The organism is Pantoea sp. At-9b, from assembly GCF_000175935.2.
GTDB lineage: Bacteria > Pseudomonadota > Gammaproteobacteria > Enterobacterales > Enterobacteriaceae > Pantoea.
This window is the reverse complement of record NC_014840.1, coordinates 100,914-113,161: the sequence shown is the minus strand read 5'-3', so window position 1 is coordinate 113,161 and position 12,248 is coordinate 100,914. Positions and strand designations below refer to the sequence as shown.

11 protein-coding genes are annotated in these 12,248 nt (G+C 55.5%); 4 read left to right on the top strand and 7 right to left on the bottom strand.

Translation table 11 applies throughout. The features are described from left to right. Positions 1–31: 31 nt before the first annotated feature. From PAT9B_RS26320 to PAT9B_RS26310, 3 genes are read right to left on the bottom strand one after another with little or no spacing between them, the layout of a single operon-like run. A complete protein-coding gene (locus tag PAT9B_RS26320) occupies positions 32–679 on the bottom strand; it encodes an isochorismatase family cysteine hydrolase (RefSeq protein WP_013512327.1) in 648 nt (215 codons plus the stop codon). Positions 680–682: 3 nt separating this feature from the next. Continuing rightward, a complete protein-coding gene (locus PAT9B_RS26315) occupies positions 683–1,504 on the bottom strand; it encodes an N-formylglutamate amidohydrolase (RefSeq protein ID WP_013512326.1) in 822 nt (273 codons plus the stop codon). After that, the gene (locus tag PAT9B_RS26310; protein ID WP_013512325.1) at positions 1,488–2,339 is read right to left on the bottom strand and encodes a MurR/RpiR family transcriptional regulator; all 852 of its coding nucleotides are present in this window, start codon (positions 2,337–2,339) and stop codon (positions 1,488–1,490) included. The genes PAT9B_RS26315 and PAT9B_RS26310 overlap by 17 nt, the downstream gene beginning before the upstream one ends. A gap of 173 nt (positions 2,340–2,512) precedes the next feature. Between PAT9B_RS26310 and PAT9B_RS26305 the strand changes: the two genes are divergently transcribed. From PAT9B_RS26305 to PAT9B_RS26295, 3 genes are all read left to right on the top strand, one after another. Continuing rightward, on the top strand, positions 2,513–3,883 hold the full coding sequence (locus PAT9B_RS26305) for a glutamine synthetase family protein (protein WP_013512324.1): 1,371 nt from the start codon (positions 2,513–2,515) through the stop codon (positions 3,881–3,883). Between the two features lie 70 nt (positions 3,884–3,953). Then, entirely contained in the window at positions 3,954–5,420 is a 1,467-nt protein-coding gene (locus tag PAT9B_RS26300; protein WP_013512323.1) for an APC family permease, read from the top strand. Continuing rightward, complete coding sequence (locus tag PAT9B_RS26295) at positions 5,417–6,739, top strand: aspartate aminotransferase family protein (RefSeq protein WP_013512322.1); 1,323 nt, start codon at positions 5,417–5,419, stop codon at positions 6,737–6,739. Before PAT9B_RS26300 ends, PAT9B_RS26295 begins: the two co-directional genes overlap by 4 nt. Before the next feature lie 387 nt (positions 6,740–7,126). Here PAT9B_RS26295 and PAT9B_RS26290 read toward each other — a convergent pair whose 3' ends face one another. Then, on the bottom strand, positions 7,127–7,528 hold the full coding sequence (locus tag PAT9B_RS26290; protein ID WP_013512321.1) for an H-NS family nucleoid-associated regulatory protein: 402 nt from the start codon (positions 7,526–7,528) through the stop codon (positions 7,127–7,129). A 489-nt stretch (positions 7,529–8,017) separates the two neighbouring features. Here PAT9B_RS26290 and PAT9B_RS26285 point away from each other — a divergent pair, with 489 nt between their 5' ends. Next, positions 8,018–8,656, top strand: coding sequence for a DUF2913 family protein (locus PAT9B_RS26285; protein WP_041526237.1), 639 nt, complete (start codon positions 8,018–8,020; stop codon positions 8,654–8,656). Positions 8,657–8,733: 77 nt separating this feature from the next. On the opposite strand, the gene PAT9B_RS26280 is transcribed toward PAT9B_RS26285, so the two are convergent. Genes PAT9B_RS26280 through PAT9B_RS26270 form a run of 3 tightly spaced genes read right to left on the bottom strand, consistent with a single transcriptional unit; the run spans position 8,734 to position 12,193 of the window. Then, a complete protein-coding gene (locus PAT9B_RS26280) occupies positions 8,734–9,933 on the bottom strand; it encodes an MFS transporter (protein ID WP_013512319.1) in 1,200 nt (399 codons plus the stop codon). After that, positions 9,930–10,982: a zinc-binding alcohol dehydrogenase family protein gene (locus PAT9B_RS26275; protein WP_041526266.1), complete on the bottom strand. Its 1,053-nt coding sequence runs from the start codon at positions 10,980–10,982 to the stop codon at positions 9,930–9,932. Before PAT9B_RS26275 ends, PAT9B_RS26280 begins: the two co-directional genes overlap by 4 nt. 20 nt (positions 10,983–11,002) lie before the next feature. Next, complete coding sequence (locus PAT9B_RS26270; protein ID WP_013512317.1) at positions 11,003–12,193, bottom strand: serine hydrolase; 1,191 nt, start codon at positions 12,191–12,193, stop codon at positions 11,003–11,005. Positions 12,194–12,248: the final 55 nt, after the last annotated feature.

Genomic DNA, 12,248 nt, shown 5'->3' with positions numbered 1-12,248 from the left:
GTCACAAACAACCACTGGAGCATCACACAGTTCATCGTGCCGCAAGTTCGTCGAGGAAATCCTGTGTCGTGATTTGGCGGCAGTAGCCTTTGATCGCATTGAGTGAGTTTTGCTGGCGTTCGGGTGTCAGTGTCGCGCAGGCATCGGTCACTAATGTCACCAGATATCCGAGATCACAGGCATCACGGACTGCGCTTTCAATGCATTGATCGGTAAGAAAACCAGCAATCACCAGATAACGCGTGCTGAGGTTACGCAACACATAATCAATGTTGGTGGAGATAAACACGCTGGAAGAGGTTTTCGACAGGACGATTTCATCATCCGCTGGGCTGATCGCATCCAGTACCTGGGCGTCCCACGAATCACGCGGCACGTTAAAACCGGTGATTTTGTAATCGAGGCTGCGGTCGCGTCCATCTTTGGTCAGGCTTTCAATCACGGTATACATCACTTCAACCTGACTGGCACGACAGGCCGCCTGGATTTTCTGCATGTTGCCGATGGTTTCACGTTCAATAATCTCGAAGAAATAACCAAACTTCTCGTTCTGCTCGGCGGCCGACATCCCGACATATTCACCACCGTCACGACGGGCGTTGTAGTTTTGCACATCGACAAATAACAGCGTCGCGGCTTCTTTCTCGATCGGAATATCACGGCTGGATGGGTTAAACATCAATTACGCCTCTTTTTTACAGGGCTGGCGGGTAAGTTCATTCCAGCTGTCGGTGAATATCGGGGCCAGATCCTCAGCCCACGCCCGTTGTCCAGCGGGTTGGGTGATCAGATCCTGACGGATTTCAATTTCCACATAGGGCAGGTCATTTTTATTGGCATGCTGCGGCACCGCATAATCGGTGTCATCGGAAACCGAATAAGGCTGGTTATCACCCACGCACCAGCGCTGAGTCGCGCGCAACTGCTCCAGCACCGTCAGCGCATAGGCGGCCTGATGCTGGTACAGGACGCCAACCTGCCATGGCCGTTGTTCACCGTGAAACACCGGGGTGAAGCTGTGCATGGCGAGGATACAGGTCGGGATGCCGTGCGCCTGACGTTCGGCCAGAAGTGCGCGGATGGTGTCATGGTAAGGGGTAAAGATTTCGTCCCGTCGCTGATCGCGTGCCTGCTGGCTCAGGTCGATATTGCCAGGAATGGTTGTCGCTTCCGATATCACCGGGATGGAGCTGGGAATGCCCGGTAGACGGTTGCAGTCAATCACCAGTCGGGAATAGAGCTGATGCACCAGCGGCGCATGCAGTAACTGGCTCAGATGGCGGGAAACGGCCAGTACGCCAATATCCCAGCCAATATGCCGGTCGATCTCATGTTGCGGTAAACCTAAATCGCCGAGCTGGCGCGGAATGCGTTTTCCACCATGATCGCACAGGATCAGGAAAGGGGAATCCCCGGCCCGGTTCTCCACCATCACCGGCGCAGGTTCATCTGAAAAAAGGAGTGGGGCGCTCACGTCTTTGATTACCTCATTTGGATTTTGCATTTAACGAAAGGGGGCCAAGCGCTTCCCATTGCTGCAAACGCTGCACGGTTTTATCGCCCTGGCTTTCCATAATGCTGGCGATAATGGCATCAATCAGCACAATGCCAGCGGCATAGCCATCAAACAGCCACGGTGTTTCCACATGGATCGCCAGTACCACTTTTGCGAGAGAAGCGATGGGAGAGAGTTGGGTATCCGTCACGGCGATGAGCGTGGCACCACGCGCCACAATCTCCTGGGCCAGTTCATACATGTCCTGCTGATAGCGGCGAAAATCAAACAGCACAAACACGTCGTTTTTATTCACGTCGATGATCTGCTGGATGCGGTCATGATGGTTTTCGGCCAGCACGTCTACGCCGCGTCGTACCTGTTGCAAGTTGCGGCCAAAATACATCGCCAGTGACTGGCTGATACGCCCACCGCCGAGGATCACATGATGTTCTTTCGCACCGATTAGCCGGGTGGCTTCGGCGATTTCATATTCCGCAATGTCGCGTAACGAGCACTGAATGGCCAGCGTGGAGGATTTAATCGCGGCTTCCATCAGGGCCGACGCGCTTTCTGTCGTCACCCAAGTTTCCAGGCGCTGTAACGGGCCTTTGGCCTGTTCAGAAATCTCATCACGCAACGCCTGCTGAAAATCGACAAAGCCACCAAAGCCCATACGACGGGCGAAACGCACCACGGAAGGGAGGCTGACGCCAGCACGTTCTGCCAGCTGCTGCACCGAACCTAAACCAGCGCCAGGGTAATCGGCCAGCATTGCCCGGGCAATTTTGCGCTCTGCCGGACTCAGTTCCGCCATGTTGTCTTTTATCTGTTGTGCCAGCACCCCGGCTCTCCTTCACTCAACCTCAGGCAAATCACAGTGCCACAAGCGCTGCGTCTGAACCATACGAATTTAATATATATTACATATATTGATTTTTAATCGATCTTGTAACATACATAAAAAAATAGCAAGAGGCGCACCTCAAACCAATTATGACGGGAGTTTACGGTTTAATGGACAAGCAATCCGTAATTAACAATGCAGAAACGATTGATTTTCAGCGTGAAGTTGCAAGGCTCAGGGCACTCGGGGTAACCACCGTGTTCGCCTCGCTGGTGGATTCGGCTGGCGTCATCCGTGGCAAATCCATTCCGGTTAACCGCCTGAAAACCCTCAGCCAATCTGGTGTGGGCGCATCCCCCTCCTGGGCACTGTTTTGCGCCGATAACGCCATCGCCTGGATACCGGCGTTCTCGGCGGTCGGCGATGATCGCTTACGAGCGGATCTCTCCGCGCTGGTGACATTGCAGGATGGCTTCTGCTGGGCACCGGTCGATGTTTTTGAACAGGAAGGGGAGCACGCGGCCTGGTGTAGCCGCCATTTTCTGCGCCGTCAGGTGGAGGCATTGCAGCAGCAGGGTATTGAAACCCTGGCCGCTGGCGAACTTGAATTCTTTCTGTTGCCCGAACAGGAGGAAGACGCTGAAGGAACATGGCATGCCTACGGCATGGGAGGTTTGTTGGCGCATGAAGCGATGGTTAATGACCTCGTCAATGCCCTTGAGGAAGCCGGTGTCGGTCTTGAACAATTTCACGCTGAATATGGCACCCGCCAGTTTGAACTGTCGCTGGCTCCCGCCAATCCGATCACGGCGGTAGATCGTCTGGTGCTGACCCGTATTTTGCTGGGGCGCATTGCCCGTAAACACCATTTACGCGTCAGTTTCTCGCCACGGCCGTTTGAGCGTGATGCGGGCAACGGTGCGCATCTGCACTTCTCCTTTACCCGTGATGGGCAGCCGCTGCTGGCGGGTGGCAGCGGTAGCTACGGTATCAGCGAAGCCGGGGGCAGTTTGCTGGCCGGGATTGTTCGGCATCTGCCGGAACTGGTGGCGCTGCTGGCTCCCTCCGTGCTGTCTGCCGACCGCCTGCAACCAGGGCATTGGTCAGGTGCCTATGCTTGCTGGGGACTGGAAAACCGGGAAGCCGCAGTACGCTACTGCGCCGCAAATAAAGGCAACCCCTACGGTGCCCATCTGGAGGTGAAGTGCATCGATCCCTCCGCCAATCCTTATATCGCCTGTGGCGCAGTATTGGGGATGGCGCTGGCGGGACTCAACGCCGCACTGCCACTGCCGCAGGCCACGCAAGCGGCCCCAGCCGATCTCTCCGAAGCACAGCGCCATGAACAACATATTTATCGGCTGATCACTTCACAGTCGGATGCCTTACAACGTCTCGCACAGAGTCCGCTGGCGCAGTCGATTTTACCGCCGGAATTGTTGGGTGCGCTGATCGCCGTGCGTCAACACGAACAGGATACCTGGGGACATCTGCCGCTGAAGGCCATCGCGGAGAAATTCCGCTTTGCATGGTCCGTTTAAGTTATTACCAACACCGGGGCAACCCATAACACATCTCGCTAATCAATCACGTCGTATGAGGGTGATGAAGATGAACCACGCACCAAATAAAAAGCGAAGTTTAAAACTGTGGGAGGCGCTGGCGCTCTCCCTGGGGATGGTGGGACCGACGCTGGCGATGTCTGGCAATGCGCAGGGATTAATCGACTCAGTCGGTAAAGCGCTGCCGATTGTGTTTGTCCTCGGCCTGGTCGGGGTCGCGTTAATTGCCTATGGCTTTATCCGCCTGACGCGTTTTTATAATCACGCCGGTAGCGCCTACGGTCTGGTAGGAAAAACCATTGGCCCGCGAGCCGGATTCTTTTCTGGTTTCGCGATTATGGGGACATATCTTTTCTTCTCAATTGCCACCCTGGCGGCATTGGGCGCGTTTACTAACGCCTTCCTCGCGGCATTATTTCCCACCTCGGGTATCCAGATCCCGTGGATTATCACCGCTGCGGTTGGCGTGATATTCAGTTGGGTTCTGAATTCACGTGATGGACAGACGGTGGCGCGGGTGCTGATGGTGATTGAAGGGGTCGGGATTGTGTTGATGCTGATACTGGCGGCAGTGATTGTCGTCAACCAGCCAGCCAACAGCGCGCCGCATGCCTCGTTGTTTAGCCTGAATGGTGTCAGTTTTCAGGCGGTGATGGCCGGTGTGGTTGCCGCCTTCCTCTCCTGGGCCGGTTTTGAAGCCTGTGCCACCTTGGGAGAGGAGACGGAAAATCCCAAACGCAATATTCCGCTGGCACTGCTGGGTTCCATCCTGCTGACCGGGGTGTTGTTTGTCGGCATGATGTATGTGCAGACGCTCGGTTTCGGCACCAGCGAGTCGGGTCTGAACGCCTTTAAAAATTCCGCCAACTCGCTGGGTACGCTGTCGCAGACTTATCTCGGCACGGCATTCTCGCTGGCGATGCTGTTTACCGCCATGATGTCGGCGTTTGCCGCAAATCTGTCGGCTGCCGCGACTTCCAGCCGCCTGTTGTTTGCCCTCGCGCGTGATGGATTCGGTCCGGCATGTTTCGCGCAGGTTTCCGCAAAGAATCATCAGCCGCGTAACGCTTTAACCCTGGTACTGGTGTTAAGCCTGCTGATCGATGTCGCAGCCTGGTTGACCGGTAAGCCTGATATGGGTACTGGCAACACGGCCATTGATGCCTACTTCTACTTTGCCATTATCGGCTCCGTCTGCCTGATGATCACCTATCTGATGATTGAAGTGGGCGTGATGAATTTTATCACCCGCATGGGCCAGAACATCCCGAAATGGGAGCTGATCCTGCCGCTGCTCGGCATCGTGATTATGGTGGTGTCGTTGTATTACAACGTGGTAGGGCAGGAAGAGCTGTTTAGCCCGGCGCTGGTGGCGTTTTACTGGTGTGTTGCCGGGATGATCATCATCATCTCCGCGCCGAAATTGGTACGCAATATCGGGCTTTCTCTGGCGTCAGAGTTTGTTACGCCAGCGGAATCCGTTACCCCCGCCACGACACAGAAGGAGTGGGTATGAGTCAGGAAATTTTCCCTCCCGAGGCCGCTGCCTTGTATCAGCGCGATGCCCAGTCAGTGGCGGGTATTGAAAAGTTACGCTTCTTCCCTCTCGCGATTACCGCCGGCCAGGGATGCTGGTTGACCGAAGCAGGAGGCAGAAAGCTGCTTGATCTGTCAGCCACCTGGACGGCGTCCGGTCTGGGACATGGTCATCCGGCAATCACCGCCGCCATTACCCAAGCCGCGCAGGCACCAGCCGGAGCGGGTGGTCTGTCAGCGGTACATCCTGACTCGGTCGGGCTGGCGGAGGAGTTGCTGGCGATCACCCCGGGCAGTGGCGATCGCTGCGTCTACCTCGGGCATGCCGGTAGTGATGCCAACGATGTGGCGTTACGCGCCTGCCGACTCGCCAGCGGGAAACGTAAAGTGGTGGCTTTTGCCCATGGCTACCATGGTGGCATCGGGCTGGCGATGAGGGTGTCCGGCGTGCATATCTCCGCAGGCAACGCCGCTGACCCGGATCTCTATCTCGCCACCTATCCCAATCCTTTCCGCAGTGATGATGCTGGGGCTGCGGCGGTCAATGCCAGCCTGCATGAAGTCAAAGAACAGCTGGACCAGGGCGATGTTGCCTGTGTCATTGTGGAGCCCATTCTGTCGGATGGCGGCATGGTGGTGCCACCGAAAGGGTTTTTATCCGGGCTACATGGTTTGTGCATTAACGCAGGTGTTCCGCTGATTTGCGATGAAGTAAAGATGGGGTTGGGACGTCCCGGCCTGATGCATGCCTTCCAGCATGAGAACATCACCCCCGAAATCGTTACCTTTGGCAAAGTGCTGGGAGGCGGTTTGCCGCTTTCAGCCACGGTAGGGCCGAAAGAGATCCTTGGCGGGCCCGCTGCACATGCCTTGCTGACGACAGCGGGCAATCCGATATGTACCGCCGTAGGCCGTTCGGTGTTGCGTGTGTTGCAAAGTGAGGAACTGCCGCAGCGTGCGGCGCAGGCCGGGCGCTATTTTATGCAGTTGCTGCGCGACCTGGCGCAGGAAATACCGGAGATTGGTGATATCCGTGGTCATGGGCTGGCAATCGGTGTGGAACTGGTTGCCCCGGATGGCAGTAATAAACCCGACCGCGCGCTGGCACAAAAAGTGGTATATCAGGCATGGAAAGAAGGCCTGGTGGTATATTACGTCGGTGGCAATGTACTGGAAATCACCCCTCCGTTAGTGATCAGTCAAGATGAGATGGAATATGCCGTCGAAAAGCTTTCGCTCGCTATCCGTAAAGCCCCGCAGGTCACACGTGAAGAAATCCAGGCTTATGCCGGGTGGTAAGGATCGTTAAATTCACGCTTGCTGAAAAAGTGGTATTTGTTTAACGCAACAACATCCTGCCGTTCGATGGACCGCACCTGAAAGAAAGATTAAGGTGCGGTTCACGTCTCCAATCACACGTCACGCAGCTTAACCATAATGTGATATTCGGTTCATTTCGGAATGTGAAACGACAGCGGATGGTTATAAACGTGGCGCGTTTTCGCCAGGCGAAACATCACAGATAAAAGACGCAACGAACGCACTTGCAGGGTACTGAGACAATGCTGACTGGACTTAAGTCTTATATAACGGAGAAGGAGAGAAGTGATACTCACACGTACTGAGCCATATTCAGTTGAGAGAATATCTGCATTCTCTCAACTGACAGGTTAAAACTAAACTTGATTAAATCAGGAAGTCATCCAGCGATTTACCGCTGTCGATCGCCGCTTTAATCGGAGCGGGGGTGCGACCCTGACCGGTCCAGTTCTTTTCCTGACCATTTTCATCGGTGTACTTATACTTGGCCGGGCGCGGCGCACGTTTGGCACGTGGTTTACCTGCTCCCTGCAAAGATTCCAGCAATTCAGTTGGGTCGATACCATCTTCCAGAAGCAATTCGCGATATTTAGCCAGCTTCTCCGCTTTTTCACGCACAGCAGCTTCTTCTGCGTGGCTATCTTCGCGACGTTCAGCCACAACAACGCTGAATTTTTCAAGCATCTCTTCGAGGTCAGCCAGGGCCAAATCACGAGCCTGCGCACGAAGTGTACGAATATTATTTAACGCCTTAAGTGACTCACTCATGGAGATCTCCAAAAATTTGGGTATATGCTGTTAATGGACTGCTTTATGATGACGTAACAATACTACATGAAATCGAGTATGTATATACACTGGCAAGGATGTAAAGAAGTAAAAACGGATTATAACGCAGGAAAAACTCTTAAATTGCACTTCCTTTACTCAGTTAGTTTTTAATAGTTACCGTTACCGACTTCAATAACCCTCTCTTTTTATAGCCGCTGTCTGAACATCAACACGACATCTACCTAATCCCGGTACGTATCAGGAAGTGGATCTTTTAAAACAATAGATCGGTATAGATACATAATATGATCGATGGGATCTTTGCTTATCATCTGGCTGAATCTTCTTTACCCTGTTCTCCGCTGTCCGTGGCCTTTATCGCATTTCACTTAACAGTATATTTACAATATGCGGCCAATGTATTTTACTGGATGATGAAGGAATGCCTTTCGACTACAGGATGATGTTTTTGTGATAACTGAAACAATGACGGAGAAGTCGGGACATCTTGCGTGGTGTGCCTTGATTGCGCTCCAACTCGCCAGACATGATGGTCTGGTCAATTCAGAATCCCAGGAAAATATTTTTCTCACCCGCTGGCTGGCAACGGCTCTTAAACAGCACCGTTTTCCACGCGAAGTTGCCACAGATATACAGTGGTTGCTGAAGCAGGGGCGGATGTTAGGCACCAGAGCAAGATTGCGGCATAAACTCGATTATCTCTGGCGTTCCTGCTCAGGTGACCTGTCGAAACAAAACGATCTATTCCGACTGACTTATGCCATCGAAACCGCGAAGGAAATGCAATGGGGATATCGGGTGCTTAACGATAAGGAATGGTCGGGTCGTCATGCGGTGATAATGAATTCAAACGTCAATGGGATCTATCTTTCACGATCTTCACTTGATGTCGCTTTCAGTGATGACGGAGTGCAAATTGCTCCCCTGATGGCGAAACTCACTGGCAACCTCCAGCCGCTCGAAACACTGTTGAATCGCTGCGCCTGGCAAGCGGATGCGTCTCCCGACAATGCGCTCGCCTCGGTATTTTTGCTGTCGGCAAATAAGCAACAGGAAGGGCTGAGGGACACCATGACGGCTAAACAGCCAGTGGAACAGAGGTAAAAATGAGTATATGAGTAAGTGAGTATTTGACGGGTCAGGTATAGAGCCAACCCGTCATCTGCTTATCCAGACCCTGTTTAATTAACACGCTTGTTATTAAAAACTTGTTTAATAAATCGGCAGCGGGTGTCAGCGGGAAAACCATGGCGTTTCGCCAGCCATACCACCACCAGCGTCACTGACAGCAACACCAACATGGTCGGTACAAACGCACTGGACCCCAGGTGCTCAAGCAGCACACCACCAACGATACCGCCACCGGCTATTGCCGTGTTCCAGGCGGTCACCAGCATCGACTGCGCAACATCGGCCGCCTCTCCCGCTGTTTTCGCCAGTGCCGTTTGAAACAGGGTTGCAGCACCACCAAAAGCGAGCCCCCATGCGGTTACCGCGATGTATACGATCGCCGGTTTATCTCCCGCGATACCCAGTACCAATGCGGACAGGCCGAACAATACCGTGCTGACCAGCGTCAATACGCGCAGATGGCGATCAATCAAAACGCCGACGATCCAGATCCCGGGTAGCGATGCCACACCGAATACCAGCAGCACCAAATCTGTGCGTGCAGCCATGCCTGCCTTCGTCAGGTAAGGCGCGATGTAGGTATAAAGGATATTGTGAGCAAGCACGAAGGCCAGCACCACTAACAACACCGATCGCACACCCGGCAACGTGAACACATGGCGCAGCGGCAGTCGCTCGCCCGCCACCTGCCCGGCGAAATCCGGCACTTTGACGCGCACCCACAGCATGAGCAAAAGCGCCAGTCCGCTGATAAGACCGAAGCAGGTGCGCCAGCCCAGATGATTCCCCAGCCAAGTGCCAGCCGGTACGCCAAGCGTCAGCGCCAATGGCGTGCCGACCATCGCAATGGCAATCGCCCGGCCTTGCTGGTGCTCGGGCACCATGCGCGCGGCATAGCCCGCCAGCAACGCCCAGAGCAAACCAGCCGCTACGCCCGCCAGGAAGCGCGCCACCATCGTCAGGGCATAGTTGTCCGAGATTGTCGTGATGGAGTTGGCAACGACAAAACCTGCGATCGCCAGTAACAATAAGGGGCGACGGCGCATACCTTGCGTGCAGGCCGTCAGCGGAATAGCGGCCAGCAGCGAACCGATGGCGTAGACAGTGACGGTCTGGCCGATTAACGCTTCGGACACCGCCAGGCCATGTGCCATCTGTGGGAGCAGTCCGGCTGGCAGCGCTTCCGTCAAGATGGTGATGAAAGCGGCCAGCGCCAGTGCCAGTAACGAGGTCAGTGGCAAACGGTTCATTGCTCATCTCCTCGTGCGCGTCGTTCCGTATCTTCACGGCATCGCGCCACTACCACCTTGCCGGTGATGCCGCCACCTTCAACCAGCCGATGGGCCTCCAGCACCTGTGCCGCATCGAGTGGATACCGCACACGGCTGACGGTCGAGTGCAGCACACCGGTGTCCACCAGCGTCGCCACTTCATTGAGGATGTGGTGTTGGGCGATCATATCGGGCGTGCGATACAGTGGGCGCGTGAAGACCATCTCCCAATGCAATGACACACTCTTGGCCTTGAACGGCACGGCATCCAATGTGTCGTGATCATCAATGATCGCCAACCGCCCTTGGGGTTCGATCAGCTCGGCCAGTTCATGCAGGTGATCTGCGGTGTGCGACAGGGCCGCAATATGGGTAATCGGGGGCACAGCGCGCGCGCCGATTTGCACCGCTAACGGTTGCCGATGGTCAATAACATGATGAGCGCCCCGGGAGAGACACCAGTCACGGCTTTCCTCGCGCGAGGCAGTCGCGATCACCATCAGGCCGGTTAGCTGCCGGGCGAGTTGGATCAGCATCGAGCCAACGCCGCCAGCGCCTCCCAACACCAGCAGGCTGCCTTGAGCGGTCGACCGCTCAGGCGCGACACCTAACCGGTTGAACAGCAATTGCCAGGCCGTCAGAGCGGTGAGTGGCAGTGCCGCTGCCTCGGCAAAACTCAAACTCTCCGGCATGTGACCGGCGATGCGCTCGTCGACCAGGTGGTACTCGGCGTTGCTGCCGCTGCGGTCGAAGGAACCCGCGTACCAGACAGTATCTCCGGGCCGGAACAGCGTTACCGCATCGCCGACAGCCTCAACAATCCCGGCCGCATCCCAGCCCAGCGAGCGAACATTATCGGGTGCTGCCACCAGACCCGCCCTGATTTTGGTGTCCACCGGATTGACCGAGACAGCGCGCACCGCCACGCGCAGGTCATGTGCGCCCGGCTCCGGCCGCGCGGTATCGATGTCCGTCAGGCAATCGGCATCGGTAAGCCGGGATCCACGGCGAAACGCGATGGCGGACATGCGCGCAGAGGTATTGGTCATCACTTTTCCTCCAGTGCGCTATAAACTGCATCGCGCAGGTCAGTGACGAAGCGACCAGACATGCCTTCGTACAAGGTGTTGGTGAAAGCCACCACGCTGAGTCCCTGTGCCCGATCCACAAACCATGAGTGTCCGTAAGCACCGCCCCAGCGCCAGGTGCCCTCGGATTCGGGCGACATCGCCAGCTGCCGGTCGCGCAAGACCGAGAAACCTAAACCGAACCCGAATCCCGGCGCAGACGGCAATTCATAGCCTGGTGTCTGGTCCCGCGCCATTTCTTCGACCAGTTCGCCGGGTAACAGTGAACCGCCGCCCTGACGCAAGGTTTCGAGCAGACGGAGAACATCGCCAGCCGTAGCTGCCATGCCCGCGCCACCGGAGGGAAATGCCTGCTGATCAAAGATGCGGGAAGGGCTGTAACAGATACCGACCGTGCCCTCGAAAGCGGGCACCACTTCACCTTCTTCAAGTCGATGTGGCTGTGGTGCGCCATTGACATAGGCCGTGGCCACAGCTGGCGTTTGTCTGGCGAAGAAGTCGGTATCCTTCAGGCCCAGCGGATGAGTCACCAACTGGTTTACAGCCACACTGAGTGGCACGCCTTGCACTCGTTCGATCAGCGCACCTACTACATCGGTAGCCAGTGAGTAACCCCAGGCCGTACCCGGCTCATACAGCAACGGAACACTGCCAATCCGTCCCAGGTTTTCTTCCAGGCTGATACCGGACGCATCCATACCATCTGATACGCCCGCTCGCGCATAAGGCCCATCCTCATCAGGTTCGAAGAAACGGTAACCTAACCCGGCCGTATGGCTGAGCAATTGGCGTACCGTGATGCGGGCAGAACGTCCATCGGCAAGCTTAGGGCTGAATTCAGGCAGCCAACGCTCAATGCTGTCGTCAAGGTTGAGCTTACCTTGAGCAACCAGCACCAGTGCAGCGGTGGAGGTGATGGGTTTGCTGACAGAAGCCAGGCGAAACACCGTATCTACGGTCATCGCCCGCTGGCTTTCACGATCGGCCCAGCCTGCGGCCTGTTGATGGATCAACTCGCCATCGCGGGCCACGAGGATCACCGCGCCAACCAGTCTTTGTTGGTCCAGTGCCTGTTGTACAACAGCCTGGATGCAGGCGGACAGATTGGCGGGCAAAACGCCATTACGCAGGGAGATTGTGGAAGTTGTCACCGGTTATTCCTTTCATCAATGAACATGCCCAGCATGGTAAAAAGCCAGCGATTGA

What these genes read in the sequence shown, in the direction of transcription:
- PAT9B_RS26300 (WP_013512323.1), top strand. Translation starts at nt 3,954, where the DNA reads ATGAACCACGCACCAAATAAAAAGCGAAGTTTAAAACTGTGGGAGGCG.
- PAT9B_RS26320 (WP_013512327.1), bottom strand. Translation starts at nt 679, where the DNA reads ATGTTTAACCCATCCAGCCGTGATATTCCGATCGAGAAAGAAGCCGCG.
- PAT9B_RS26295 (WP_013512322.1), top strand. Translation starts at nt 5,417, where the DNA reads ATGAGTCAGGAAATTTTCCCTCCCGAGGCCGCTGCCTTGTATCAGCGC.
- PAT9B_RS26280 (WP_013512319.1), bottom strand. Translation starts at nt 9,933, where the DNA reads ATGAACCGTTTGCCACTGACCTCGTTACTGGCACTGGCGCTGGCCGCT.
- PAT9B_RS26315 (WP_013512326.1), bottom strand. Translation starts at nt 1,504, where the DNA reads ATGCAAAATCCAAATGAGGTAATCAAAGACGTGAGCGCCCCACTCCTT.
- PAT9B_RS26285 (WP_041526237.1), top strand. Translation starts at nt 8,018, where the DNA reads ATGACGGAGAAGTCGGGACATCTTGCGTGGTGTGCCTTGATTGCGCTC.
- PAT9B_RS26275 (WP_041526266.1), bottom strand. Translation starts at nt 10,982, where the DNA reads ATGTCCGCCATCGCGTTTCGCCGTGGATCCCGGCTTACCGATGCCGAT.
- PAT9B_RS26305 (WP_013512324.1), top strand. Translation starts at nt 2,513, where the DNA reads ATGGACAAGCAATCCGTAATTAACAATGCAGAAACGATTGATTTTCAG.
- PAT9B_RS26290 (WP_013512321.1), bottom strand. Translation starts at nt 7,528, where the DNA reads ATGAGTGAGTCACTTAAGGCGTTAAATAATATTCGTACACTTCGTGCG.